This is a genomic window from Pseudomonas sp. COW5 (genome assembly GCF_026240005.1).
Lineage (GTDB): Bacteria > Pseudomonadota > Gammaproteobacteria > Pseudomonadales > Pseudomonadaceae > Aquipseudomonas > Aquipseudomonas kribbensis.
This window is the reverse complement of sequence record NZ_JAPHVP010000001.1, coordinates 3,579,919-3,606,297: the sequence shown is the minus strand read 5'-3', so window position 1 is coordinate 3,606,297 and position 26,379 is coordinate 3,579,919. Positions and strand designations below refer to the sequence as shown.

Here is a 26,379-nt window from a genome sequence, read left to right as displayed (position 1 = left end):
AAAGTGGCGCGTCATTTCCCCGATATCGCTGCCGGGTCATATTTATTTGGTTTTCACATTCAAATTCAAGAACATGAATCACGGGATCCGCTGGTGTTCCGACAGGATATTTTGACTTTTATTTGAGAGACAGAGGAATACGCTAATGATTCTCTGACAAACGAAATGGAATTCAGATGTCCAGCCTTAAAACAAATACCCCACCTCTCTCGACAACTTCTTTCACGATAAAAGGCCGACACTACGAGCTCATCAAAAACACTATCCACGACACATTCAAACAAACTTCACTGCACCGGGCCGTGGCTTTGAATTCAGCCTCACTGAAGAAGCATCCATGGCACGAAAAACAGAGTCAGGCGTCAGTGAAAACGGCAAATCTCGTCGCCTGGCGTGCACAGAACCAGACTGATCAGGCCCTGAGCAAAATCAAAAGTCTGGAATCGTTCGCCGTACATTTGCTGAAAAACGAACTCAAGGAAAAATTTGGCCTGATTATCAATGTCAAGCGAACTTACTTGAGATTGTATTTCCCAAAGGAACTGCCTTGGTACACCATCAATGTATTACCTGGTTTTTCCAGTCGAACCGTGTCCCTTCTGGACGCGGCGCTGCACAATTTCGCAAGTAAGGAAACCTTTACTACCGATTCCGATTTCATCAGTAAACCCGATGAAAACGGACACTTCGATGTACTGGAAATCAAACAGAAAATGTCAATCGAGCAGTTCAAGACATTGTGTCGAGAACTGGATATCGGCAAACGCTACACCCGTTATCTGCGACACCACTTGCTGCCTCGCGATCCCGCGACACGTGCCGCGCTCGAGAAACAGACGACCGACAGCCAAAAAGCTGCGTTGATACTCGCTGCGCATCTGGCTCTGCTGACCAACGACATTGGTAGCAACGCCCATGCTGTGGTTCTGGGCATGGCCGAAGGGCAATCCGGGCTGACGCTGGATGGAAAGGTCATGCAGTGTTGCGAACTGTCGATCATGGATGCCGCATTGACCGGAATCGTGCTGTTCACTTCGGTCGAGCAGCAGAGCGCTGGTGAAGACCGGATGATTGCTTACATTCCCCATGACCCCGAGCACCCGTTGAAGGAGTACGCCTCGTCGCTGGAGTTCATCAGAGAACTGACTCGCCAGCTACATGCCAACGAGACCCTGTCCAAAGGACAGAGTAACTATTGGCAATTTTTCAGCCAGTTCATCGATCAGCAACAGCGCGGTCATTTCTTTGCCGGACTCGACCAGCGACTGAACGAGTTCAAATGGCCGAAAGAGAAGGATCGTCTGGATCCGGGGCCGACCTGGCGCCCCACTCCGGTGGAGAAACCCCGACTGGCCTTTCAGGTTCGACCGTTCACGCAGAATCTGTGGAAGCATCAGTACCAGCGAAAAATCGACAAGATCTTCAACGATGCTCGAGACATCGCCGTTTCAACCGAAATGGCCGACCGAAAGGAACGCTGGGCCTGGTGGGACAATTTCGAAAAAATGCTTTCCGACATTTTCCAGGCCGCCTTGCTGGTTCTTACGCCTTTTGTTCCTGTTGTCGGTCAGCTCATGATGGCCTATACCGCTTATCAACTGATCACGGACACTGTAGAGGGCTGGATCGATCTGGCGGAAGGGCATTGGGCAGCATTTGGCGAACAGGTGCTCGGGGTCCTGACCGACTTCATCCAATTGGGTACATTCGCCATCGGCGGCGAGATCGGAAAGGAGTTCAAACTCAAGGTTTCGTCCTTTGTCGACAACATGCTGCCAGTCATATCCCCCGACGGTAATACCCGTCTGTGGCACCCCGACCTCGGCCCGTATGAGATTAGTGGAGCGCCGCCACCGCCCGGCTCTCGTCGTGACGCCAAAGGTCTTTACCAACATGCCGGCAAAAACGTGCTGACACTCGATGGCAAGCACTATGAAGTCAGACAGGACTCACACAACGGCCAGTATCGTATCCAGCATCCAGCACGTCCCGGCGCCTACGCGCCGAAGCTTCGCTACAACGGTCGTGGCGCCTGGGTTCATGAAGGTGAAAACCCGAGCGACTGGGCAGGCCCGAAACTGATGCGCCGCCTCGGCGCCATGGCGGAGGGCTTCAGTGATCCGCAACTGGAGACCGTCCGCCTGATCAGTGGCACCGAAGAGCATGCATTGCGCCGGATGTATGTCGAGAACGATCCCCCTCCGTTACTGCTGGAGGACACGCTCGAGCGTTTCCGGGCATCGCGGGACACTGCAACCGCCGTCTCGGATATTCGCGCCGGGCGTCCTATGGATCCCTCGTCCTTCTGGTTCGAACAACTGGTGACCGAATTGCCGGGCTGGCCCGAAGACTGCGCATTGAAGGTTGATCATGGTGCCGACGGAAAAAGCGCCGCACACATTTACGGTAACGCCAACGCCCAACCGTCACGGACATTGACCGTCAGTCTGGCGGATGTCATGGCGGGCAGACTGCCGGAACAGGTGACCGGTTTTCTCGATGAAGCGCAGCTGGAGCGATTGCTTGGCGCCCGGGTTCCGAAGGAACGACGCGTGCAGACCCTGCGCGAACTGTTGGGGAACCAGGTCGATGCCCGCCGATACGACATTACGCAATATACCTATCGGTATCGCACGATCAGCCATGACTCGCGTGTTCTTGAGCTTCAACGTCAGTTCCCGGACTTGCCGACAACCATCGCCGAACGGCTGGTCGCTCACGCCCGACTGCGCGAACTGGACGCTCTGGACAACCATGACCGCCTTCCCCTTGACCTCAGGGCGACTGCCCGTGAATGCGCTTTCGAAACCCGCACGACGCGGGCGTTCGAAGGTTTTGGCGAGAATGAACGACCGACACCGGACACCGAGCGACTGACTTTGAATGTGCTTCGTCTGCACAGCGACGTGTATCGCGATTTGCGTATCGAAGTGCGCGATGGCTCGTTTGACGGGTCGCTGCGCTGCAACGCAGGTCCTGCGGATGCGAGCGAAATCCGCGTCCTTTTGCATGACGGGCATGGCCGCTATGAAGTCTTCGACGGCAACCGGCGCCCGTTGTCCGGTCTGGCAGATTTGTACGAGTCGATCCTGCAGGCGATTCCCTCTCAGGCAAGACAACAAACCGGATACAGACCAGGTCAGGGTCGTGCTTTCAAGCAATGGCTGATGGCTATGAGTGAATCGCCAAGGGAACGTCGCACGCTGCTGCTTGAACCTTCGATCCGGCCGGCCGTGCAGACTTCAATGGAGAACCTGGTGCGCGGTCCGGTATTTTCCAAATCGGCCCGGACGATCGAACAACGGGTGAAAGAACTGTATCCACAGTTGAATGATCGGGAAGTGGACATGTTCGTGAGCTCTCTGCCGGCAGGGCGTGATCCTTTCGAGACGGTCCGGGAGCTCAAGGATGAACTGCAAAGGCTGGAGAACCTCCTCGACGAGTGGAAATACTCACAGAGAAGTCAGGATCCCGACGGCTACGGGATCGTACCTGCCGGAGCGTGGACCATCACCGAGCGCCTGCTGGCGTGTTTCAGGCGCGAGGCGCGGACGTTCAACGAGCGCAGTGTTCGCCATGACGGTGGTTACACGCTGGATCTTTCCAGCGAGGGACTGGGAGTTGACCTTGAGAAATGGTGGAAGACACTCCCCGATCTGAAGCTCTGGTTCGATCAGGTCACGACCCTGAATCTTGACCATGCACGCTTCTCACCGGCATCCAACGGTCTCTTGAAGCACTTCCCCAATCTGCGCCATTTCAGTGCCCGCCAATGCAGTCTGAAGCTGCTGCCTGCCAGAGTTGCCGAGATGCCGAAGCTGGAAACCTTACGACTCAATCGCAACCAGATTCGCCTGACGGCCGAATCATGGGCACAGCTCAGAGACCTTACGCACCTGCGTGTCCTGCGACTTTCCCTGAACCAGCTGGGGCGTGCGCCGGACGTCGGTCGAATGCCTCACCTGGCCGTGCTGGATCTGGCTTACGCCGGTATCGACAGCTGGCCGCAAGGGCTGTTCTCACCTCATCAACGTCCTCGCGGTTTCTTTCTCGATCTGTCCAGTCCGGCAATCACCAGCGTACCGAATGTTGAACCGGGATCGGCGGATGCATGGCTCGTTGCTCGAACACGGTTGTCTGCGAGTTTCCTGGAGCCTGAAGATCGCGAGACCTTTTATCAATACCGAGATTCGGTGGGCCTGCCTCGAGAAAACCATTATTCGTTCCTTGCCTCAGAGGCTTGCAGCAAATGGTCAATGAGTGACGACTCTCTATTCTGGAGCGACGATGATCCAGGCCTGGCGACCTATCGCAACGAAGCCTGGGATAACCTGATGCACGAACCAGGCTCCCAGGGCTTTTTCCAGATCATCGACAGCCTCACTCAATCCGCCGATTACCGGGAGGGTGGCGCCTCACGCCAGATTCTGACCCGACGTGTCTGGGACCTGATCGACGCCATGGACATGGATACCGAGCTACGTGAAAACCTGTTTCGCACCGCTGAACAGCCGACCACCTGCGCCGATGCCAGCTCGGAAGTGTTCAACATCATGGGGGTACAAGCCCTCGCGTCACAGGCCTACTCCTACTCCGTCTCAGCCGTGGAGCTCGAAGGCAAACTGGTGAAACTGGCCCGAGGCGCTGCGCGTCTGGAACGGCTGAACGAGATTGCCCGGGCCGATGCGCTGTCCCGGCCCAGTCGCGAAGAAGAAGTCGAGATCTATCTGGCCTATCAGACCCGCCTCGGGGCGCGGCTCGAACTGCCTTGGCAGTCCGAATCCATGCTGTACGAAGGCATTGCAGGCGTGACGCGAGCAAGCATCGATAATGCCTACAGCACCATTATCGAGCTGGAGAACGGAGACGGGCTGGTCAACGGGATGCTCGAGCAACCGTTCTGGGAACGCTATTTGCGTGAGCATCAAGCCGAGGCATACAGGATCAACGACGCGTCCTTTGAACGACAGTTGGCACGGCTCGAACAACGGCATTCACCTGATTCCGTGGCGCCGATCAGTGAAATTGATTACGCGCGCGAACTCGCCGAACTGGCGTACCGACGACAGGGGTTGGGACGCTCGCTGACAACCACGGCAATGCGCCGGCACGGGCTGCTGCCGACGCCTTCCTGAGGATATCGGCCCGATCAGACTTCCGAATCCCAGATCACCGTGACATTGCCGGCATAGTGCTTCACCTGACCAGGTTGCAACATGTGTTCCATGTAGTGACTCGGCACTTCGAAGTGCAGAACGCCAGGGGCACGATCCACGTAAGCCCCTGGTTGAAACAGCGTATCGGTCGGACGTTCGGTGAGGCGCTTGTGCTTCACCGGTTGGCCGGCAGCATCGGTAATGCCATGGGGCAGGCTGACGCTCAGATAGACCTGGGGAAACGTGCTGCCGGATTCAGCATCGCGCAACGCACAGGCACCGATACCGCCGTACTGACATTTGAAGGACATCCGGAATCGCGACGAGGTAGACAGATTGAACGTCTGGTCCCGGAACAACCGGACGGGACGCCGCCCTTCCTGCAACCAGGCCTGCCAGCCGCCCTGCGGTACCAGTTCGATCCTGCTGCCGCCCGGCGGCAGGTCGACCTTGAGTATGTGCTGCACATCCAGTACGAATCTGAAGGTGATGGTTGAATTGTCGGGCAGCAGGTTGTCCCCCGCATCGATATCCTGACCTGGGCCCGCGCCATAGGTGAGTTCGCCGGTATAAACGCCGGCCGACATCGCCAGCGGATTGGGGGTACGCAACTCATAGCCCACGTCCAGATAATCGTAGGACATCCACGGAATGCGAAAAGCCGCCTCCTTGCTGCATACGGCTTCCGCCGGCCCGCGCCAGAATGAGCGATAGAAGTTAGGTCCATGCGCGCTCATCGCCCCGGAATCACAAGGTCTTGAAGGAAACCACCAGCCTCTGCCACCCCACAGTTCGTTGTGTGCCTGTTGATCGTTGGCGGCGCCCGTGAGATTCACTGCCGTATCACTCAAGACGTACTGTGTGCCTACCCCTCCGATTCGCATTTCAACCGTGGCCGCTTCGCCGGTGGCGACGTGCTTCACCGTCAGGCTGCGCCATTGGTTCGGAATCTTGAACATCGCACCGTTGCGTACCGTCGCTCCCGGCTCGATCGAGCGCACTGAGGAGAAGCGCAACGGCAGCCGGACACCCGAAAGGTTATGGGCCTTGCAGTCGGCCACATAGGTACCGCAATAACCGCTTTGTGGCGTCTGATCGACAAATGCGTTGTTTTGCGGCCGGCCCGGGTCAGGAATGAAGCTGGCGCGCATTTCCTGGGTCACCGCGTGCGCTGTGGTGGACAGCATTGCACCCAGCCCCCACACAAACGCGCTGTTACTTGTAAACGTCCTGTTTTTTCCGAAGCTGAACTTCATGCAACATCCTTGCAGTGAAATGCGATGGAGGGTGGCCGAGCAAGTGCTCCTAGCCCCGGGGAGCCGCCGCGTTGAACATGAGACTGACGGTGCCGTAATAGTCGCCGGGCTTGTAGCCGTCGAACTGTTTTACCGGCTGGATCTCCAGCAACACCCGTGCCCCGGCCTTTGCTTCTTCGGCCGATACCACCTGCTGTGGAACGGGCTCGTGGCTTAATTCCTTGCCATTGAAAAACACCCGCAGAATGATGTGCTGCTGCGAGTCCCTCGCATTGGTCAGGTAGGGAAAGCTCTCCAGGCGCGCCTCGATGGCACTGCTGTCATGCCTGACGTCGAAGTGCTTGCGCAGGGTGCTCAACGCGGAGGCATTCACGTCCCAGTGCAGCACCTGTTCGCGATGAATCCAGTCCGGCTCGCTGGGTATGACGTAGAACTGAAGCGTCGGAATATCCACCGACACATGGAACTCCAGCTCCTCCCGCGCCGCGAACGCCCAGGTGCTCATCAATCCCAATCCTGCGGCCGACGTCAGGGCCATCCATTGTCTGATCATTTTTCGTTTTCCCCGAGGGTCAACCGGCGGTTTTCAGGTTCTTTTTGCTGTCGCCTTCGACCAGGATGAAGCGATATTCGCGTCCCGGCTTTTTCTCGAATTCGAACGTCTTGCCGGCCATGACATGGTGTTTGGTGGTCGGATCGCACTCGGCCTCATTGGTTCTGGAGCAACTCTTGAATTCGTCGATCACCACCACGGTGTTGCCGTTGTTGCGCACCTTGTAAGTGTCGGCGCGATCGTCGATCACGCTGTCGAACCGGGCATTCTGCGGGCGGACGAAGAAGATCGTGCCGAAACCGGCCATGACGTTGACGCCCGCCGTCAGGGTCTTCTTGTATTCCTCGCGCTCTTCGCTGGAGACTGCGAACTCGTCTTCCTTCTCCGGCACCACCGGGACGAAGCGCACACGGAAGTAACGCTCCTTGTCGCGCTCGCCCATGAACAGCAATCGAGTGGCCTGCATACCCTGAGCAGGAATGATCAAGCGGGCGGGACTGGCCATCACCCCGTCCCGGGCGCCCGCCTCGCCCTGCACCTTGACCGGCACTTCAGTGGAAGAGCCATCGGCGTTGTATATGATTTCCAGGACGTTGATCTTGACGAACGCGGTGCTGTCGCCGCTGTTGTAGACGCGTTTGAGATAGGTACTTTTATCGCCGGCCAGGTAATCGTAGACCACTCCGATGTTGATGTTCGGACCGGCGTGAGCATTCAGACCAACCATGCACAGGCCCAAAAAAACCATTAATTGTTTCATGCACATACTCTCCATCGAGAATTCAAAGGCCAGGAACGATCAGATTTCCGAATCGAAAACGACGACAATCAAATTGGAATATTTGTAACCCTGATCCAGCGTCAACATCCTCTCGATCACGGTTTTGTCATCGATGTCGAAATGCATCGTTCCTTGCTGACGATCCACATACGCTCCGGGGTAAAAGATGATCGCGTTCCCGCCCAAAGGGGCTAGACGTTGACGATTGACGGGCTTGCCGCTGACATCGGTCAATCCACCGGGCAGACTGACGCTGACATTCAAGGGGGCAGCCATTGTGTTGGCCTCGTTGTACAAGTAACAGTTGCTGGGCGTACCTTGGGCACACTCCAGAAACATCTTGAAGCGCGAGCTGGCCGATATATGGAATGTTTGATCGCGAAACAGCCGCCCGGGCAGTTGCCGGCTGTTGAGCCACCGCTTCCATCCGCCTTCAGGCTCAAGCGCAATGCGATTACCACCAGGCGGTAGATCGACTTTCAACGTGTGCTGTACGTCCAACACAAAATCCAGGGTCAGACTGGTGTCGTCCGGGATCATCATGGCACCCATCTGAAAGTCGCCCCCCGGTCCCAGGGTATAGGTCAATGAACCGGTGTAGATTCCGGACGACATACTCAGAGGATTGGGTGTGCGCAGCTCATAGGCAAAATCGAGCTTGTCGAACGACATCGAAGGAACCCGGTACTGAGCCACTTTCGTGCACCATGTTTCCACGGGAGCCTTCCAGAAGAAGCGGTAAGTATTGGGGCTGTACCATCCCACACCGCTGTACTGGCAAGGCGGCGGTGCATAAACCCAACTGCTGTTGCTCCAGAGTCTTTGGTGCCCCTCGAGAATATCCGTTACCCCCACCAGTTCGGCTGCAGAGGTTGGCAGCACATACTTGGAACCGATGCCGATGATGCGCACCTCGACGATTTCCGACTCGCCGGTCTCGCTGTTGACGACCGTCAGTTGCCGCCAGTTGGACGGCACTTTGATCATCATGGCATCGGCAGGCGCACCGGGAATGATCGGGCGGCTGGAATCAAATCGAACAGGTAACTCGATGCTGAACATATTGTTGTCGGTGCACTGGGCAGGATCGAGTGTGCAATAGCCACTATTGGGCGTTTTGTTGACGAATATGTTCTTGTGCGGCTGGGAAGAATCAGGTTGAAACAACGCCCTGATTTCCTGATTCAACGCATACCCCTCGGACATGCTCAACAATGCAAGCACGCCTAACCACCAGGAAGTTTTCGTCATGGCTCAGCCCGCCTTCTGATCAATAAGAGTCACATCCGCCAGGGTGTCCGGACTGCACCGAAGATCACCGATCATCAACACATTGTTCTCTACTCGCCCCTGCTGCGGATCTAGCCGGAACTGACACAACAACTGATCGGCAAACCGGACTTCCAGCGTCGGCGAGCCGGCATTCATTTCCATCGAAAAGAATCCGTCCACTTCACTCACTCCACGGCTGGCGTGGTTGATGACGTGATGGCCCTTGAGCGGCCGCCCCTGGGGATCGAGCAGACGGCCCAGCACGGTGAATGTTTTCATCACGCGCACCTTGCGATAGTCCACACCGCCCTTGTTGAGGTGATAGCGGGTTCGCGCCGGCTCGATGGATGCTGCCGGCGCATCGGTGCCAACGAAGTCGAAACTCACCGAGCTGTTCTTGTACGCGGTGATCGGGATGAAGTTGCGCCCCGGTCGCAGTGCAGCGCTGCCACCACTCAAGTCATCGGCACGCAGTGCAATGCCGTCGATATCGGATTCGACATCCACGATCATTCCGGCGCCCCGGCCGTGAGGCTGGCTGGTCATGACGATGGCCTGCCCACCGATGGCCACCGTGCTGTCCAGGTTCAAACCGCCGGTGTAGTTGCCGTTGTAGGACGAACGCTGAACGAAGCCATCGCCATTGACCATGTCGGTGCTGAAGTTGGCCTGCCCGTTCAGACCAATCCCGTAGGTATCCGTGAGAACGGTCGCCATCACGCTTTGCAGTACGTGATCGTCGAAGTTCTTGCGGTAACCGAGCGAACCATTGTTGTCACGAGTACCGTCACGGGCGGTGCGTGAGCCAATGCTGCCGGAAATCTGCTGGCCTGGGCCGCCGAGTGCCACGTTGAGGCTGAGGTCGACGCCCCGGTTGCGGGCATCGCCGCTGCTGTAGCTGCCGGGGCGGTCGAACAGCGACAGTCGCCAGTTGGAGTCGCTGCCAAACACCGTGGTGCGCTGGGTCCAGCCCAGATCGACACCGATGCCCTCGACGTTGCCTTCACTGTGGGCCACCCGAGCATTGAACGAGCTGTTGCGGCTGACCCGATGATTGAGCGCCAGCGATGAGTTGCTGGTCTGGCCGATGAAAACGTTGCGCTGACGGATGCGTGTGCCGTCCGGCAGTGTGTCGTAAATGTCGGTGGTGTCGAGCCAGCTGCGATTGTGGCTGACCACCAGACTGCCGGCCCCGTAGTTGTACAGGCCTTGCAGATCCAGTCCGGTGCCGTGGTCTTCGGTCTTGTAGACGTTGGCAAACATGCTCACGCTGTTGGCGAGCGTCCAGTCGATGGAGGTGCCGTACTGCAACTTCTCGCGAACCTGGCGGGCCGACAGCCCGAGGATCACTCGCGGGTGCAACAGATAGTTGAGCGAAGCGCCGGCGGTAGCGTCGCCACTGGCCTGCCGGTCCCAGTTGCTGAGCAGCTTGGTTTCCTGGCCGGCAAATACGTTGTAGCGCCAGCGCTCGTCGGGATTGCGCCAGTTGTTTGGCTTGTAGACCAGTTCCTGAGTGGTCGAGGTGATCTGACCGTCCTCGATCAGACGTACTTCCACTTCATAAATGCCACCGGGCAAAGGACGGGTGTCGAGTGTCTGCAACCCGGCAGGCACCGATTGCGAATTGATCAGCAGCCCATCGCGAAAGATCTCCACCGAAGCCTGACGATTGGCGGTGACGTAGATCGGGTAGACGCTGGGGTTTTGCAAGTCGACCGCCAGACTGTCAGAACTGCCGTACATCAAACCGACCGTTGTGTCGGGGCTGTTGCCAAATGAGCGCGGCTGGCGAGTCAGGCCTTCGGAAGTCGGCGTGAAATAGCCCATGCGCAGGAAACTGCCTTGCAGTTCGCGCTGGGTGTGCAACTCGTAGACCGCGTGATAGAGCTTGTCGTCCGGTCCGCCGAGGCGGGCCAGCTGCATGTTGAAGGTCTGGCTCCAGTTACCCAGGCTGCCATTGGCTTCGAGGCCGTAGCGGCCACCCAGATCCTGGTCCTGACCGCCATTGAGGTTGAGCTGGTTGCGCACGATCAGGCCGGTGCTGCCGTCCTGTGGCTGCTCGTAGTAACGCGGTGTTTCAGTGTCCCGCTCGGCGTTTTCGGTGACGATCGATACCAGCGAGCTTTCCAGGTTGTAGTGCACGGCGAGCATTTGATCGGGACATTGACGGGTGCAGCCGCCGAGTGCCACACCGGGCTTGAGATAGCTGGCCCATTTCTCTCGCTCGGCGGCGCCGAAACGGTTTTCACTGGTATCGGTGAAATCAAGCAAGGTGATGCGGTCATCACGCGTCAGCACGATCATCGCTTCGCCCAAAGGTTGCTGGTCGAGTTCCACCCGTACAGCCAGAGGAACGTCAAAGAAGTGCTCCTCGAAATCTTTCGGCAAGCCTTTGGCCTGCGCCAGCAAACTGCGCGGCGTCGTACCGGCAGGTTCGGAAGCCGCCACTGCACCGGCACAAAACAGCAGCGCAAGCGCAGTCGCGATGGGGGTCATCGGGAACATGAGTCGGACTCTGATTGCGAACGGAAAAAGTCCGGCCGACCGACGAATGCGTCAGCCTGCCGGCTTTTATTACTTCACGGGTTAGAGCGAGCTGACGGCGTCAACCGGAAGAACCGCGTCAAAGATCAACGGGACTGCGCCGGTGTAGTCGCCCGGTGTAAACGTGGTGCCCTTGGCGGTAATGGTTATCGGTGCACGGTAGTTCACGTTGGACTCCGACTCGCCTACGACCAGTTGTGGAGTCTGGTTGAGTACGATGTTGTTGAACTTGATCTCCAGAGGGATGAGGCTCGAACCGCCGATCAGTGTCGGAATTCCCTCCAGATAAGCATGAACCGAACCGTTGGTGTTGCGCACGTCGAAGTGCCCGTTGACGGTTTTCATGGTGCCGGTCAGCGGGTTGTAGCTCATGTCCTGGTCCTTGTTGACCAGATCCGAATCAACCGGCACCACATGAAAACCATTGGTCGGCACGCTGGCCTTCAGGGTGATGGTGTGACGTGCATCACCGGCAGCGAAGGTCACGGAAGAGCTCAGGGCCAGGGCAGCGAGAGAAGCGGTGATTGCGATTTTTTTGAACATCGGTCAGTACCTGTTTTCTTTTTTAAGGAATCGAAACATTGAAGTTCATGTCACACCGGCCGATAGGGCCTTAAACCATGAAAGTTCAACGCCGGGGCATGATCGACTCTTGAATCGAGAATGTAAGCAGGCAACTTCCCACGAGCGCGTAGTTCAACAGCCTCGCAACTTGAAAGAAAAAACTTCAAAAACAGAATATATAAAACAGTGACTGTAAGGAACGCCCTACCTACAGTTAAAAATAAAAAACAATACAGCACTTTCGCCAATATATAACGGCACTTTCTTCTGCTTTTAGAATATAAGCTCGATTATCAGTAGAGTGATAGCTTTAACTTTATGGTCATTGTTGTCTGGATGAACAAGTACCCCCCCTGTTCATCCGGCAGCGTGCCCTGCTCAGCCACAGACCGCTCGTCAGCTCTCAGGCCAAAAGGCCTTGCCTCGTCGCAAAGATATATCTTAAGTTGTATCTAAACACGACGAGAGAAAGCTGAAATGAGAGACCATCATTCCCCTCACCGCGACCACGGCGACAGCCGTGACGGCTTCGAAAAACGCCACGGCCGGGAGCGCGGCGGTCGCGGCCCGCGGGTATTCGCACCCGGAGATCTGAAATTGTTGCTGCTGGCATTGATCGCCGAGCAGCCGTGCCACGGCTATGACCTGATCCGCCAGATCGAAACCATGTTCGACGGCGCCTATAGCCCCAGCCCCGGCGTGATCTACCCGACCCTGACGTTTCTCGAAGAGAGCGAAATGATCACCGGCGACGCCGAGGGCGGCAAAAAGCGCTACGCGGTGACCGATGCCGGTCGCCAATCGCTGAGCGAACAGGCCGTGGCCCTCGACGGCGTGCGCATGCGCATCGACGTCAGCAAGCGCTCATTGCGCGGCCACGACCGACCGCCGGAAATCCATGAAGCAGTGCATAACCTGCGCCACGCCCTGCAGATGCACCACGGGCGCTGGAGCCCGGAAGAAATCCTGCGCGTACGCGACCTGCTCAACGACACCGCCAAAGCCATCGTCGACGGCCCCGCCGTTCAATCTGCTCCGGAGAAAGCCGAATGACTGAAGTCCAGACCCAAGGCATCCACCGTGTGATGCATGAAATCAAACGCCGCCGACTCGAAGTTTTGCGCGTGGTCGACCTGACCCCGCGCATGCGCCGCATCACCCTCGGCGGGCCGGAACTGGCCGGGTTCATCAGCCTGGGCACTGACGACCACGTCAAACTGCTATTTCCGCAGAACGCCGAACAGGCTGCCGCGCTGGAGACCCTGGTGCTCGGTGCCGGCAAGAGCGACATGCCGATGCCCGAAATGCGCGACTACACCCCGCGTCGCTATGACCTCGACAAGCTTGAACTGGACATCGATTTCGTCCTGCACGGCGACGGCCCTGCCTCGAGCTGGGCCGAACAGGCGAAACCGGGGCAGTTCCTGCACATCGGTGGCCCGCGCGGTTCGATGATCGTGCCGGACATCTTCGACAGCTACCTGCTGATCGGCGACGAAACCGCCCTGCCCGCCATTGCCCGTCGCCTCGAAGGCTTGGCGGCCAATCGCAAGGCACTGGTGGTGGTCGAAGTGGAAAACGGCAAGGAACAGCAAGCGCTGGAAAGCGCGGCGCAGGTCAACGTGATCTGGGTGTTGCGCGGTGCGAACAAGGACAGCCTGCTGACCACCGTGAAGCAGTTGCAGGTGCCCAAGGGCAATCTGTATGCGTGGGTGGCGACGGAAACGAAAGTCTCGCGGCAGATTCGCCGGGTACTGCTCGATGAGCACGGGCTGGACGAGCAGTTCGTCAAAGCCGTCGGTTACTGGCGTGCCGAGGGTTCCGAAGAAGAGTGAACAGGAGCGGCGGCGCTGTTAAAGGCGCCGCCCCTTCCAGTGATCAATGCCGATCACCAGCAACGCCATCAGCACAAACCCCGCCAGAATTCCCCCGGCATTGACGAACACCTGTGGATAACCCAGCAGTGCCACGTCAATGAACGGATAGGCGTAAGCCCCCAGCAGATGCCCGCGCAGCAGCGCATAGGCAAAGTACACCAGCGGATAGATCAGCCACAGCGGCAGATGCTTCAGACGCAGGGTGCCCTTCGGCACGCACAACCACCAATAGGCCAGAAACAGCAGCGGCATCACGTCGTGGAGCAATTCGTCAGCGATAAACTGCCAGCCCTGCGGATGCCACAGATGCCGCAGCAGGATGCTGTAGGCCAGGCCCACCACGGCAATACTCACGGCAATCCCGCTGCTGACCCAGGGTTGCAGAAACCAGCGACGCGCAGCGGAATCACGATCGGTCACAGCGCAGGTCAGCACCACCGCCACCAGGGTGTTGGTGATCACGGTGAAGTAACTGAAGAAACTCACCAGCCCGCCCAGCAGGCTGGCGCCGACACTCAGGCGTGCGAAGAAAATCAGGTACAGCTGAATCCCCAGCCCGGCCCACCCCAGCACTGCAGCCGAAGTGATCAGGCGTCGCCGCAGTACGGCGTTCATTTCAGAGCGGACGCTTGGTGCGCATCAGTTTCACGTACAGGCGTTCGACCTTTTCCCGCGCCCAGGGCGTCTTGCGCAAAAAGGTCAGGCTCGACTTGATGGTCGGATCGCTCTTGAAGCACCGGATGTCGATGCGCTCGGCCAGGCCCGACCACTCGTAATGGGTCACCAGTGCATTGAGGATCTGTTCGAGGGTCACGCCGTGCAGCGGATCGGGATTGTGGTCGTTCATGCCGGGCCTTTGGGCGAAGTGAAAATGCAGAAGCCGCGCACCTTAGCCGAGGGGCTGTGCCGGTGGAAGGCCTTCCTTCAAATGTAGGTGAACCGCGCAAGATCGCAGGCTCCATCGACACCGGCAATGTGATCGATTGCCGCACTGTTACCGAATCCGAAAGGGTTCATGTCTGCAAAAGCACTTTGTGTTTTTGTAACGGGACATTATCCTGCCGCCCTTCTGCTGAATCGCTTCACTGCCTGCGTCAAATCGTAGCGGTCAGCCCGTCCCCTAAAAAAGATCAAGAAAGACCATTTCATGCCCGATTTTCCGTTCTTCCGAGACAGCGCTATCTCAACCCTGCGCCTGATCGGCGGCTGCACCGCCCTTGGCCTCGCCACCTGCACCCAGGCCGCTCCGGCCTTCGACAGTGAATCACCGTACATGCTCGGTGACTGGAACGGCACCCGCAGCGAACTCTCGGAAAAGGGCATCGACTTCAAGCTCGACTACACCGGCGAAATGGGCAGCAACCTGCACGGCGGCTACGACCACGACCGCACCGCGCGCTACAGCGATCAATGGGGCCTCGGCACTCATCTGGACCTGCAAAAACTGCTGGGCTGGAACGACGCCGAATTCCAGTTGACCGTGACCAAACGCAGCGGCAACAACATCAGTAACGACCGCATCAACGACCCGCGCGTCGGTGGCTTCACTTCCGCCCAGGAAGTCTGGGGCCGTGGCCAGACCACGCGCCTGACGCAGATGTGGTACCAGCAGAAATTCTTCGACCAGAAACTCGACATCAAGGTCGGCCGCTTCGGTGAAGGCGAAGACTTCAACAGCTTCCCGTGCGACTTCCAGAACCTGGCGTTCTGCGGCTCCCAGGTCGGCAACTGGGTCGGCGGCATCTGGTACAACTGGCCGGTCAGCCAATGGGCGCTGCGCGTCAAATATCACCTGACGCCGGAGCTGTACGCACAGGTCGGCGCCTATGAGCAGAACCCGTCGAACCTCGATCGCGGCAATGGTTTCAAACTCAGCGGCAGCGGCACCCAGGGCGCGATCCTGCCGGTGGAACTGGTGTGGACGCCGAAGCTCAACGGCCTGCCGGGCGAATACCGCGCCGGTTACTACTACAGCAACGCCAAGGCCACCGACGCCTATAAAGACAGCAACGGCCAACCGGCAGCCCTGAGCGGCGAGGCCTATCGCAGCGCTTCGAGCAAACACGGCGTGTGGCTCGGCGTGCAGCAGCAGATCACCAGCGTCGCCAGCGACAACTCCCGCGGCCTGAGCGTGTTCGCCAACGGCACGATGCACGACAAGAAGACCAACGCCATCGACAACTACGTCCAGGCCGGCGTGGTCTACAAAGGCTTGTTCGACGCCCGCGCCAAGGACGACATCGGTTTCGCCCTGGCCCGCGTCCACGTCAACCCGGCCTACCGCAAGAACGCCGAGGCGACCAACCAGGCCCGCGCCGTCTACGACTATGACGATCCGTCGTACCTGCCACCGCAGGACACCGAATACAGCGCCGAACTCTATTACGGCGTGCACGTCACCAATTGGCTGACGGTGCGCCCGAACCTGCAATACATCCGCCATCCGGGCGGTGTGGACAAGGTCGACGACGCACTGATCGGCGGGATCAAGATCCAGTCGTCGTTCTGATTTCAATTTTGCAATGAACCATGCCCGCGCCCAATCGTCATCTACAGTGACTACAGCGCGGGACTACTTGAAACGTCACGGAGAACCACACTATGAGCACCGAAAGTGCTTCGAGTCGAGGCCGTCTGCTTCCGAGCCTGCTCGGCATTCTGCTTCTACTGATGGGCCTGGCCATGCTGGCCGGGGGAATCAAGCTGAGCACGCTCGGCGGCTCGCTGTACTACCTGCTGGCCGGTATCGGCATCACGCTGACCGGCATTCTGTTGCTGATGCGTCGTCGCGCAGCACTGGGCCTGTACGCCATCGTGCTGTTTGCCAGCACCGTCTGGGCGCTGTGGGAAGTCGGTCTGGACTGGTGGCAACTGGTGCCGCGTCTGGCCCTGTGGTTCGTCCTCGGCTTCGTGATGCTGCTGCCGTGGTTCCGTCGTCCGCTGCTGCTCAACGGTCCTGCACCGATGGGCACCGGCGGCCTGACCGTAGCCGTGGTGCTGGCCGGCCTCACCGCTCTGGCCAGCCTGTTCACCCACCCGGGCGAAACCTTCGGCGAGCTGGGTCGCGACACCGCCGACACCACCAGCACCGCGCCGCAAATGCCGGACGGCGACTGGCAGGCCTACGGCCGCACCGAATTCGGTGACCGCTACTCGCCACTGAAGCAGATCACCCCGGCCAACGTCGGCAAGCTGCAGGAAGCCTGGCGCATCCAGACCGGCGACCTGCCGACCGCCGATGACCCGGTGGAGCTGACCAACGAAAACACCCCGCTGAAAGCCAACGGCATGCTCTACGCCTGCACCGCCCACAGCAAAGTGCTGGCGCTGGACCCGGACACCGGCAAGGAACTGTGGCGCTTCGACCCGCAGATCAAGAGCCCGGTCGGCTTCAAGGGCTTCGCCCACATGACCTGCCGTGGCGTGTCGTACTACGACGAAGCCGCTTACGCCAAGTCTGAAAACGCAGCCTCCGCCGTCATCTCCGAGGCCGGCAAAGCCGTCGCCCAGGCCTGCCCGCGTCGTCTGTACCTGCCAACCGCCGATGCACGCCTGATCGCACTGAACGCCGACACCGGCAAGATCTGCGAAGGCTTCGGCAACAAAGGCGTGGTCGACCTGACTCAAGGCATCGGCCCGTTCACCGCCGGCGGCTACTACTCCACCTCGCCAGCCGCGATCACTCGTGATCTGGTGATCATGGGCGGTCACGTCACCGACAACGAATCGACCAACGAGCCATCGGGCGTGATCCGCGCCTTCGACGTGCGCGACGGTCACCTGGTGTGGAACTGGGACAGCGACAAGCCGGACGCCACCGAGCCTTTGGCCCCGGGCCAGATCTACAGCCGCAACTCGGCCAACATGTGGTCGCTGGCCAGCGTCGATGAAAAACTCGGCATGGTCTTCCTGCCACTGGGCAACCAGACTCCGGACCAGTGGGGTGCCGACCGCACTCCAGGCGCCGAGAAATTCAGCGCCGGTATCGTCGCCCTGGACCTGGCCACCGGTAAAGTGCGCTGGAACTACCAGTTCACCCACCACGACCTGTGGGACATGGACGTCGGCAGCCAGCCAACCCTGCTGGACATGAAAACCGCCGACGGCATCAAGCCTGCGCTGATCGCCCCGACCAAACAGGGCAGCCTGTACGTCCTCGACCGTCGTGACGGCACGCCGATCATCCCGATCCGCGAGATCCCGGTTCCGCAAGGCGCCGTGAAAGGCGACCACACCGCCCCGACCCAGGCTCGTTCGGACCTGAACCTGCTGGCCCCGGAACTGACCGAAAAAGCCATGTGGGGCGCCAGCCCGTTCGACCAGATGCTGTGCCGCATCCAGTTCAAGGAACTGCGCTACGAAGGCCAGTACACGCCTCCGTCGGAACAGGGCAGCCTGATCTATCCGGGTAACGTCGGCGTGTTCAACTGGGGCGGTGTTTCTGTCGACCCGGTTCGCCAGATGCTGTTCACCAGCCCGAACTACATGGCCTTCGTCTCCAAGATGATCCCGCGTGCCGAAGTGGCCGCCGACAGCAAGCGTGAAAGCGAAACTGCCGGTATCCAGCCAAACACCGGCGCGCCATATGCCGTGACCATGCACCCGTTCATGTCGCCACTGGGCGTACCGTGCCAGGCCCCGGCCTGGGGCTACGTCGCCGGTATCGACCTGACCACCGGCAAAGTCGTGTGGAAACGCAAGAACGGCACCAGCCGCGACAGCTCGCCAATCCCGATCGGCTTCACCCTGGGCGTGCCAAGCATGGGCGGTTCGATCGTCACTGCGGGCGGCGTCGGCTTCCTCAGCGGCACCCTCGACCAGTACCTGCGTGCATACGACGTAAACACCGGTAAAGAGCTGTGGAAATCCCGTCTGCCTGCTGGCGGCCAGGCGACCCCGATGACCTACACCGGCAAGGACGGCAAGCAATACGTCCTGCTCGTGGTGGGTGGTCACGGTTCGCTGGGCACCAAGATGGGTGACTATGTGATTGCGTACAAACTGCCGGAATAAGCTTTAGCGGCGGTAAAGAGGAAGGCGACGCCCTGTGAGGGGTGTCGCCTTTTTTTGTGGGCGCCAATCGCCAATCGATATAAAAGACTGTCAACTTTGACAGGCGCTGTCCTGCCCGTTTGCTCCGATCATCAACCTCATGCAGCGGTTGAATCACGGAGCCTTCCATGTCAGATACGCGCTTTGGCAACCACTGGATCGAAGCGCTGACCAAAGGGCAGACACGCTTTCACCAGTTGCCCGCCGATCTTGATCACAACGAAGCCGCCCTGATTCGACGTGAAGCCCTGCAACTCATCAGTGGCGCCTCGCTGCGCAGCATTGGCGATTACACACGTGAACCGCAGCCGGCACATTGCGAGAACCGGATCGGTTCCATCCAGATTCCGCTGGGTGTCGCCGGACCATTGCTCGTCAAAGGCCAGGCCATCACTGCCCAGGAACCGGTCTACGTTCCCATGGCGACCACCGAAGGTGCACTGGTCGCCAGTACCTCCCGAGGATGCCGGGCATTGCACGCCGCCGGCGGCGCGGTGGTTCGGGTCGAAGAGGTGGGCATTACCCGTGCGCCGGTATTTCGCTCCAGTGGCATCCTGCAGACCGAGACATTTCTGGCCTGGATCCGCGACAACTTCCAGCGAATCAGACAAGTCTGCGAACAGGGCAGCGTTCATCTGCATCTGCGAGACATCAAGTCTGCGGTGGTCGGAACCACGATCTATCTGCGCTTTCGTTTCCGTACCCACGACGCGATGGGCATGAACATGGCAAGCATTGCCTGCGACCGGGTCATCCGTGAATTGATCACCCCCGCAACCGGCGTCCCGTGCCTCAGCATTTCGGGCAACTACTGCACGGACAAAAAACCGGCGATGGTCAACTTCATCAACGGACGCGGCCAGCGGATCCACGCTGAAGTCCGGCTAAGCAAAGACATACTGCGCGACATTCTCAAAACCGATGCCAAGGCACTTTGCGAGCTGCAGTACCGGAAAAACCTGCTGGGTTCGGCCATGGCCGGCACCATCGGCTGCAATGCCCATCATGCCAACATACTCGCTGCGTTCTTCATCGCTACCGGCCAGGACGTCGCTCAAGTGGCGGAAAGTGCCATCGGCATTACCTGCCTCGAAGCCTGTGAACACGACGCCATCTACGCCTCGGTCACGATGCCGGACGTGCCGCTGGGCACCGTCGGCGGCGGTACGTCCCTTTGTACCCAACGCGAAGCCCTCGCCTTGATGGGGATCATCCCCGGCAGCAAAAAACCGGGCACCGACACCCGACGCCTGGCGGAAATTCTCGGGGCCCTGGTACTCGCCGGCGAGCTGTCGATCATGGCCGCCCAGGCCTCGCATCAACTGGTTTCGGCCCATCAGCGGCTGGGGCGCTGACCGTGATCCATGCCAGAGCCCCCGGCAAGATCATCCTGATGGGTGAACATGCGGTGCTGCACGGTTGCCCGGTGATTGCCTGCTCCGTGGGCCTTTACTGCAACGTGTGGGTCCAGCGGCGTCAGGATCGCGAGATTCAGTTGCAACTGCCCGACCTGCCTTTCCAGCGGACCTACTCACCGTACCAATTGACCGACAACGTCAGCCGCATGCGCCTGGCATCGGAGCACTATCGCGCCGCCCCCAGCGCAAAAAGCTTCGCCCCCCTGGGTACCGGCGATCCCGATCATCTGGTCAAGTGTGCCATCGGTGAAATCCTCCAACGACTGCCTCCACGAACCTGGCGCGGCTTCACCTTGCGAGTGCAATCGCAGATTCCGCCCGGTGCCGGTTTCGGCAGCTCCGGCGCTCTGGCGGTCACGCTCACGGCTGCGCTGATGCAATGGTTCGGGCTGTCAGAAGCCGATTGCCCGCTCGAACCGCTGGCAATGTCGATAGAACGTTATCAGCACGGCGAGCCATCGGGCATCGATCACAACACCAGCCTGCTGGGCTCGGTCATCGAAGGCCGACGCAACGCGAAAGGCGAATTCAACCTGCACACGTTGCCCGCCATCGCCCCGAACCTGCTGCCAGATGCCTTGCGTCTGTTCAACACCGGCACCGCCAACGAAAGCACCGGCCAGGTCATTGCCACCACCCGAAATCGACTGACAGGCACTGACAACCCTCTGCTCGCCAGCATGTGGCACAACACCGAGCGCTTCGGTTCGTTGCTGCGTCAAACACGTCCAATGCCGGAAACATTTTGCGCGGTGATACGCGATTACCAGGCCGACCTGGAATCCCTGGGCGTCGTCCCCGCCGCCGTTGCCCAAGTGATTCGCGCGGTAGAAAAAGCAGGCGGTGCAGCAAAAATCTGCGGCGCCGGCGCACTGTCCGGGGATCAGGCCGGCGCGCTGCTGGTACTGGGTGCAACGAATCTGCCGGAGCTGGCGCACTACCGGCAGATCAACGCCCCTCTCGCGGTGGCAGGGCTCGAGATCACCCGGTCATGAATCGCACCAGCGTCTCCTCCCCCGCCAACATCGCGCTGATCAAGTACTGGGGCATGCGCGATGCGCAGAACACACTGCCTAACAACGCATCGCTTTCGATGACCCTCAGCCGTTGCGTCAGCCTCTGCACACTGGCCCCACTTGCCCATGGCACGACCGACGAAATTCTGTGGAAAACCGCGCGCGGCGCGCTGGTGCCCGCCGATCCCATCCTGCGGGCCGGGATCGAACATCACCTGCAAGCATTGCGCGAACACTTCGATCACTGGCAACCGTTACGCATCGCCACCACCAACAGCTTCCCGACCGGCGCCGGCATCGCCTCATCGGCAGCGGGCTTCAGTGCTCTGGCGGCAGCATTTGCCGTGTATCGCGGATGCTTGCCGACAGATCCCGTCCTCAGCGATCTGGCACGCCTGTCCGGCTCCGGCTCGGCGGCACGCTCGGTCTCCGGTGGTTTTGTGCAGTGGCCCGGCAATGCGCGGCTACTCTCGGGACCGGCCGTACAAATCGCCCCCGCACGCCACTGGCCGCTGCACGACCTGATCGCCGTGGTCGACGCCCGACACAAAACCGTCAGCTCCCGCCAGGGTCACCTGCTCGCCAACAGCAGCGAGTTTTATCCGACCCGTTTGAAGCTGCTGCCGGAACGTCTGGAACAAGTGCGCCGCGCCATTCTCGAACGCGACTTCACCCGACTGGCCGACGCCGTGGAACGCGAAGCCATCGAACTGCACCTGATCGCCATGACGTCGCAGCCACCGGTTTTCTATTGGCGCCCGGCGACCCTGGCCGTGCTGGAACAGGTCCGCCAGTTGCGTCGCGAAGGCCTGGACGTCTGCGCCACCCTCGACGCCGGGCCCAACGTGCACGTCCTGTGCACGCCGCAACACTCCCCAAAGGTGTTTGCCGCGCTGCGCAAATTGCCTGACATCCAGCGCTGGATACTCGATAGAGCGGGCGACGGCCCCCGGCGGCTGGAGCAGCATCTGTTTTGAATCTTGCGTCCTACAGACGAGGTGTTTTTTGGGGACGATTCCGACAAGTCGCGTCGGTTGTCCCTAGGAAACGGGGTGGATAGGCTTTGGGGGTCGCTGCAAATTCAGCGATGGGGCGTCGCGGCCCGAGCAGTTCATTCGATTTGATGCATAATCGCCGGCCCAAACCGGAACACTCAGGTGTTTTTCGTTTGGTTTGATGGTGGCTGTGCGCGGGATACCTTCGGGTATGCCGAGATTGCCGAATGACTCGGTCCGCGACCCCGCGCACAGCTGCCTCCCTCTATCGCGTCGCGGTGATCGAGCAGGTAGCTCCACTTCTCATTCGGAGTTCCACCATGAAAAAACCAACACCCAATCCCCCCGAATCAAACGACGCATCGCCCTACGAATCGCCAGATTCCAAAAAGCTCCACGAAGCCGCCGAGCGCGCGCTCGACCATTACCTGAAACCCAACGCCACCACCCTGCGCTTCCATAAACCCAGCACCATGTTCCAGGTCGCACCCGATCAGGACAGCGAAAGCCTGCTGGTCCACGCCTGCGAATCACTGGCACAGGCCAGCCTCATGACCAGCGACATCGCCGCACACATCGACCTCCCGCAGCGGCGGACGATTCTGGCCATTCAGCAAATCATCATGCTGGCCGAGCTGGCGGTGAATCGGGTGCTGGACAATGTTGAGGTCAGTCGATATCCGGCATAAATGTGGGTGAGGTCTCTGCGGGAGAAAGGCTTGTGGTGTGTCAATCAGGGCCCTGCCCTCACCCTAGCCCTCTCCCGGGGGGAGAGGGGACTGACCGCGCTGTCCATGAAAAATCCGCCGACCTGAACCAGCAAGTCGCACTCAAGTTTTGAAGCCCCCAACCGGCGCCCTCCTCGCACCACCACCACCACCACCACCAATCTGCTTCTAACCACTCAACACGATGAGCGTTAGCTCAAGTACCGCTTTTGACGTGCTGGCCCCGTCGGCAGGCTGAGTGGAGGGATTTATCCGGGGGTGGGAGCGCAGCGACCGTTCGACGCAGTCGAACACATCGAGAGGAGGTGCAGCGAAGCAAACCGGAGGCGATGCCCCCGGATGAATCCCGGAACGAAGGAACACCGAGCCACAGCGAGGTGCCGAACGTTGGGGCCCAGCGTTTTGGTTACTTTGGGGCGTTTGCCAAAGTGACTCGCCGTAAGGGCGAAACCGCCAGCCGCAACACCCGAAGCAACGGATATTCACCCAAAACACCCAGAGCATGGTCGGCCCAAAGGCCGCCAAGCCCACACCCCAAAACCCTGTCAAAACCCTGAACACACAACCAGAAACACCCACCCCCATTGAAACCACCAAAACCCTGCCCCATCTAACACCCATACCCCATTGCGCAGGTGCCCCATGAGCGACCAGCAAGAATTCCCCGAGAACCCCGACGACATCACCGAAACCGACGCCGAACACATCGAACACCATGTCCCCGGCAAAGGCCTCGCCCTGCCCGGCCAGAACCTGCCGGACAAGGTCTACATCATCCCGATCCACAACCGCCCGTTCTTCCCGGCACAAGTGCTGCCGGTCATCGTCAACGAAGAACCCTGGGCCGAAACCCTCGAACTGGTCAGCAAATCCGAACACCACTCCCTGGCCCTGTTCTTCATGGACACGCCCCAGGAAGACCCGCGCCACTTCGACACCAAGGCACTGCCGCAGTACGGCACCCTGGTCAAGGTGCACCACGCCAGCCGCGAAAACGGCAAACTGCAATTCGTCGCCCAGGGCCTGAGCCGTGTGCGCATCAAGACCTGGCTCAAGCACCATCGCCCGCCGTATCTCGTTGAAGTCGAATACCCGCACCAGCCCACCGAGCCGACCGACGAGGTCAAGGCCTACGGCATGGCGCTGATCAACGCGATCAAGGAACTGCTGCCGCTCAACCCGCTGTACAGCGAAGAGCTGAAGAACTACCTCAACCGCTTCAGCCCCAACGATCCGTCGCCGCTGACCGACTTCGCCGCCGCCCTGACCTCCGCCACCGGCCCCGAGCTGCAGGAAGTGCTCGACTGCGTGCCGATGCTCAAGCGCATGGAAAAAGTCCTGCCGATGCTGCGCAAGGAAGTCGAAGTCGCGCGCCTGCAAAAAGAAATCTCCGCCGAAGTGAACCGCAAGATCGGCGAGCATCAGCGCGAGTTCTTCCTTAAAGAGCAGCTCAAGGTCATTCAGCAAGAGTTGGGCCTGACCAAGGACGACCGCAGCGCCGACCTCGAACAGTTCGAGCAGCGTCTGGAAGGCAAGGTCCTGCCGACGCAGGTGCAGAAGCGCCTCGAAGAAGAAATGAACAAACTGTCGATCCTCGAAACCGGATCGCCGGAATACGCGGTCACCCGCAACTACCTCGACTGGGCGACCTCGGTGCCGTGGGGCGTGTACGGCGAGGACAAGCTCGACCTCAAGCACGCGCGCAAGGTGCTGGACAAACACCACGCCGGCCTCGACGACATCAAGGACCGCATCCTCGAGTTCCTCGCGGTCGGTGCCTATAAAGGTGAAATCAGCGGCTCCATCGTGTTGCTGGTCGGCCCGCCGGGCGTGGGTAAAACCAGCGTCGGCAAGTCCATCGCCGAATCCCTCGGCCGGCCGTTCTACCGCTTCAGCCTCGGCGGCATGCGCGACGAAGCCGAGATCAAGGGCCACCGCCGCACCTACATCGGCGCGCAGCCGGGCAAACTCGTGCAGGCGTTGAAAGACGTCGAAGTGATGAACCCGGTGATCATGCTCGACGAGATCGACAAGATGGGCCAGAGCTACCAGGGCGACCCGGCCTCGGCGCTGCTGGAAACCCTCGACCCGGAACAGAACGTCGAATTCCTCGACCACTATCTGGACCTGCGGATGGACCTGTCGAAAGTCCTGTTCGTCTGCACCGCCAACACCCTGGATTCGATCCCCGGCCCGTTGCTGGACCGGATGGAAGTAATTCGCCTGTCGGGTTACATAACCGAAGAAAAGGTCGCCATCGCCAAGCGTCATCTGTGGCCGAAACTGCTGGAAAAGGCCGGCGTGTCCAAGGGCAGCCTGAGCATCAGCGACAGCGCCCTGAAAGCCCTGATCGACGGCTACGCCCGTGAAGCCGGCGTGCGCCAGCTGGAAAAACAGATGGGCAAACTGGTGCGCAAAGCGGTGATGAAGCTGATCGACGACCCGAAAGCGGTGATCAAGCTCGGGCCGAAAGACCTCGAAGCGTCCCTCGGCCATCCGGTGTTCCGCAACGAGCAGGTGCTGTCCGGCACCGGCGTGATCACTGGCCTGGCGTGGACCAGCATGGGCGGCGCGACCTTGCCGATCGAAGCCACGCGGATTCATACCCTGAATCGTGGCTTCAAGCTCACCGGGCAACTGGGCGATGTGATGAAGGAGTCGGCGGAGATCGCCTACAGCTACGTCAGTTCGCACCTCAAATCCTTTGGTGGTGACCCGAAATTCTTCGACGAAGCCTTCGTCCACCTGCATGTGCCGGAAGGCGCGACACCGAAGGACGGCCCGAGTGCCGGCGTGACCATGGCCAGTGCCCTGCTTTCGCTCGCCCGTAATCAGCCGCCGAAAAAAGGCGTGGCGATGACCGGTGAACTGACACTAACCGGGCATGTGCTGCCGATTGGCGGGGTGCGCGAGAAGGTGATTGCGGCGCGGCGACAGAAGATCTTCGAACTGATTTTGCCGGAGCCGAATCGCGGCAACTTTGAGGAACTGCCGGATTACCTGAAGGAAGGCATTACGGTGCATTTCGCCAAGAAGTTTGCGGATGTGGCGAAGGTGCTTTTCTGATTACGACTTAAGTTAACGATCATTCCCACGCAGAGCGTGGGAATGATCACACCTTCCCCCGACTGTCACACTTTGTCTCATCTTCAGTTATGCTCGCCGTT

Annotated in this window: 18 protein-coding genes; 10 read left to right on the top strand and 8 right to left on the bottom strand. The window is 59.6% G+C overall.

Features of this window, described 5'->3' with window-relative positions; genetic code table 11:
- Positions 1-176 precede the first annotated feature (176 nt).
- Positions 177-5,135 carry an NEL-type E3 ubiquitin ligase domain-containing protein gene (locus OQ248_RS16515; RefSeq protein WP_265813345.1) on the top strand — a complete coding sequence of 1,653 codons (4,959 nt, stop codon included), beginning with the start codon at positions 177-179 and terminating at the stop codon, positions 5,133-5,135.
- Between the two features lie 14 nt (positions 5,136-5,149).
- On the opposite strand, the gene OQ248_RS16510 is transcribed toward OQ248_RS16515, so the two are convergent.
- From OQ248_RS16510 to OQ248_RS16485, 6 genes are all read right to left on the bottom strand, one after another.
- Complete coding sequence (locus OQ248_RS16510) at positions 5,150-6,412, bottom strand: hypothetical protein (protein WP_265813344.1); 1,263 nt, start codon at positions 6,410-6,412, stop codon at positions 5,150-5,152.
- 49 nt (positions 6,413-6,461) lie between these two features.
- The gene (locus OQ248_RS16505; protein WP_119427744.1) at positions 6,462-6,965 is read right to left on the bottom strand and encodes a CS1 type fimbrial major subunit; all 504 of its coding nucleotides are present in this window, start codon (positions 6,963-6,965) and stop codon (positions 6,462-6,464) included.
- Between the two features lie 19 nt (positions 6,966-6,984).
- Complete coding sequence (locus tag OQ248_RS16500; protein ID WP_265813343.1) at positions 6,985-7,725, bottom strand: molecular chaperone; 741 nt, start codon at positions 7,723-7,725, stop codon at positions 6,985-6,987.
- A 39-nt stretch (positions 7,726-7,764) separates the two neighbouring features.
- Complete coding sequence (locus OQ248_RS16495; RefSeq protein ID WP_265813342.1) at positions 7,765-8,997, bottom strand: hypothetical protein; 1,233 nt, start codon at positions 8,995-8,997, stop codon at positions 7,765-7,767.
- 3 nt (positions 8,998-9,000) lie between these two features.
- On the bottom strand, positions 9,001-11,523 hold the full coding sequence (locus tag OQ248_RS16490) for a TcfC E-set like domain-containing protein (protein WP_265813341.1): 2,523 nt from the start codon (positions 11,521-11,523) through the stop codon (positions 9,001-9,003).
- Between the two features lie 81 nt (positions 11,524-11,604).
- Positions 11,605-12,105: a CS1 type fimbrial major subunit gene (locus OQ248_RS16485; RefSeq protein WP_265813340.1), complete on the bottom strand. Its 501-nt coding sequence runs from the start codon at positions 12,103-12,105 to the stop codon at positions 11,605-11,607.
- A gap of 498 nt (positions 12,106-12,603) precedes the next feature.
- Here OQ248_RS16485 and OQ248_RS16480 point away from each other — a divergent pair, with 498 nt between their 5' ends.
- Together OQ248_RS16480 and OQ248_RS16475 are read left to right on the top strand one after the other, a co-directional pair.
- Positions 12,604-13,179 (top strand): PadR family transcriptional regulator, encoded by a 576-nt coding sequence (locus OQ248_RS16480; protein ID WP_011335784.1) that lies wholly within the window; start codon positions 12,604-12,606, stop codon positions 13,177-13,179.
- Entirely contained in the window at positions 13,176-13,961 is a 786-nt protein-coding gene (locus OQ248_RS16475; protein WP_265813339.1) for a siderophore-interacting protein, read from the top strand. The genes OQ248_RS16480 and OQ248_RS16475 overlap by 4 nt, the downstream gene beginning before the upstream one ends.
- Positions 13,962-13,979: 18 nt before the next feature.
- On the opposite strand, the gene OQ248_RS16470 is transcribed toward OQ248_RS16475, so the two are convergent.
- Positions 13,980-14,618 carry a Pr6Pr family membrane protein gene (locus OQ248_RS16470; RefSeq protein ID WP_265813337.1) on the bottom strand — a complete coding sequence of 213 codons (639 nt, stop codon included), beginning with the start codon at positions 14,616-14,618 and terminating at the stop codon, positions 13,980-13,982.
- Between the two features lies 1 nt (position 14,619).
- Positions 14,620-14,850 carry a VF530 family protein gene (locus OQ248_RS16465; RefSeq protein WP_007956650.1) on the bottom strand — a complete coding sequence of 77 codons (231 nt, stop codon included), beginning with the start codon at positions 14,848-14,850 and terminating at the stop codon, positions 14,620-14,622.
- A 300-nt stretch (positions 14,851-15,150) separates the two neighbouring features.
- Between OQ248_RS16465 and OQ248_RS16460 the strand changes: the two genes are divergently transcribed.
- From OQ248_RS16460 to lon, 7 genes are all read left to right on the top strand, one after another.
- Positions 15,151-16,512 (top strand): carbohydrate porin, encoded by a 1,362-nt coding sequence (locus tag OQ248_RS16460; RefSeq protein WP_265813336.1) that lies wholly within the window; start codon positions 15,151-15,153, stop codon positions 16,510-16,512.
- 92 nt (positions 16,513-16,604) lie between these two features.
- Positions 16,605-19,016 (top strand): glucose/quinate/shikimate family membrane-bound PQQ-dependent dehydrogenase, encoded by a 2,412-nt coding sequence (locus OQ248_RS16455; protein WP_265813335.1) that lies wholly within the window; start codon positions 16,605-16,607, stop codon positions 19,014-19,016.
- A 167-nt stretch (positions 19,017-19,183) separates the two neighbouring features.
- Complete coding sequence (locus OQ248_RS16450; RefSeq protein ID WP_265813334.1) at positions 19,184-20,410, top strand: hydroxymethylglutaryl-CoA reductase; 1,227 nt, start codon at positions 19,184-19,186, stop codon at positions 20,408-20,410.
- A gap of 2 nt (positions 20,411-20,412) precedes the next feature.
- Positions 20,413-21,468: a hypothetical protein gene (locus OQ248_RS16445; RefSeq protein ID WP_265813333.1), complete on the top strand. Its 1,056-nt coding sequence runs from the start codon at positions 20,413-20,415 to the stop codon at positions 21,466-21,468.
- A complete protein-coding gene (gene mvaD / locus OQ248_RS16440; RefSeq protein ID WP_265813332.1) occupies positions 21,465-22,466 on the top strand; it encodes a diphosphomevalonate decarboxylase in 1,002 nt (333 codons plus the stop codon). Before OQ248_RS16445 ends, mvaD begins: the two co-directional genes overlap by 4 nt.
- A 338-nt stretch (positions 22,467-22,804) precedes the next feature.
- Positions 22,805-23,173: a DUF6124 family protein gene (locus tag OQ248_RS16435; RefSeq protein ID WP_265813331.1), complete on the top strand. Its 369-nt coding sequence runs from the start codon at positions 22,805-22,807 to the stop codon at positions 23,171-23,173.
- 681 nt (positions 23,174-23,854) lie between these two features.
- On the top strand, positions 23,855-26,278 hold the full coding sequence (lon, locus tag OQ248_RS16430; RefSeq protein WP_085709421.1) for an endopeptidase La: 2,424 nt from the start codon (positions 23,855-23,857) through the stop codon (positions 26,276-26,278).
- Positions 26,279-26,379 lie beyond the last annotated feature (101 nt).

What these genes read in the sequence shown, in the direction of transcription:
- OQ248_RS16455 (WP_265813335.1), top strand. Translation starts at nt 16,605, where the DNA reads ATGAGCACCGAAAGTGCTTCGAGTCGAGGCCGTCTGCTTCCGAGCCTG.
- OQ248_RS16465 (WP_007956650.1), bottom strand. Translation starts at nt 14,850, where the DNA reads ATGAACGACCACAATCCCGATCCGCTGCACGGCGTGACCCTCGAACAG.
- OQ248_RS16495 (WP_265813342.1), bottom strand. Translation starts at nt 8,997, where the DNA reads ATGACGAAAACTTCCTGGTGGTTAGGCGTGCTTGCATTGTTGAGCATG.
- lon (WP_085709421.1), top strand. Translation starts at nt 23,855, where the DNA reads ATGAGCGACCAGCAAGAATTCCCCGAGAACCCCGACGACATCACCGAA.
- OQ248_RS16470 (WP_265813337.1), bottom strand. Translation starts at nt 14,618, where the DNA reads ATGAACGCCGTACTGCGGCGACGCCTGATCACTTCGGCTGCAGTGCTG.
- OQ248_RS16450 (WP_265813334.1), top strand. Translation starts at nt 19,184, where the DNA reads ATGTCAGATACGCGCTTTGGCAACCACTGGATCGAAGCGCTGACCAAA.
- mvaD (WP_265813332.1), top strand. Translation starts at nt 21,465, where the DNA reads ATGAATCGCACCAGCGTCTCCTCCCCCGCCAACATCGCGCTGATCAAG.
- OQ248_RS16490 (WP_265813341.1), bottom strand. Translation starts at nt 11,523, where the DNA reads ATGTTCCCGATGACCCCCATCGCGACTGCGCTTGCGCTGCTGTTTTGT.
- OQ248_RS16510 (WP_265813344.1), bottom strand. Translation starts at nt 6,412, where the DNA reads ATGAAGTTCAGCTTCGGAAAAAACAGGACGTTTACAAGTAACAGCGCG.
- OQ248_RS16435 (WP_265813331.1), top strand. Translation starts at nt 22,805, where the DNA reads ATGAAAAAACCAACACCCAATCCCCCCGAATCAAACGACGCATCGCCC.
- OQ248_RS16500 (WP_265813343.1), bottom strand. Translation starts at nt 7,725, where the DNA reads ATGAAACAATTAATGGTTTTTTTGGGCCTGTGCATGGTTGGTCTGAAT.
- OQ248_RS16480 (WP_011335784.1), top strand. Translation starts at nt 12,604, where the DNA reads ATGAGAGACCATCATTCCCCTCACCGCGACCACGGCGACAGCCGTGAC.
- OQ248_RS16460 (WP_265813336.1), top strand. Translation starts at nt 15,151, where the DNA reads ATGCCCGATTTTCCGTTCTTCCGAGACAGCGCTATCTCAACCCTGCGC.
- OQ248_RS16475 (WP_265813339.1), top strand. Translation starts at nt 13,176, where the DNA reads ATGACTGAAGTCCAGACCCAAGGCATCCACCGTGTGATGCATGAAATC.
- OQ248_RS16515 (WP_265813345.1), top strand. Translation starts at nt 177, where the DNA reads ATGTCCAGCCTTAAAACAAATACCCCACCTCTCTCGACAACTTCTTTC.
- OQ248_RS16505 (WP_119427744.1), bottom strand. Translation starts at nt 6,965, where the DNA reads ATGATCAGACAATGGATGGCCCTGACGTCGGCCGCAGGATTGGGATTG.
- OQ248_RS16485 (WP_265813340.1), bottom strand. Translation starts at nt 12,105, where the DNA reads ATGTTCAAAAAAATCGCAATCACCGCTTCTCTCGCTGCCCTGGCCCTG.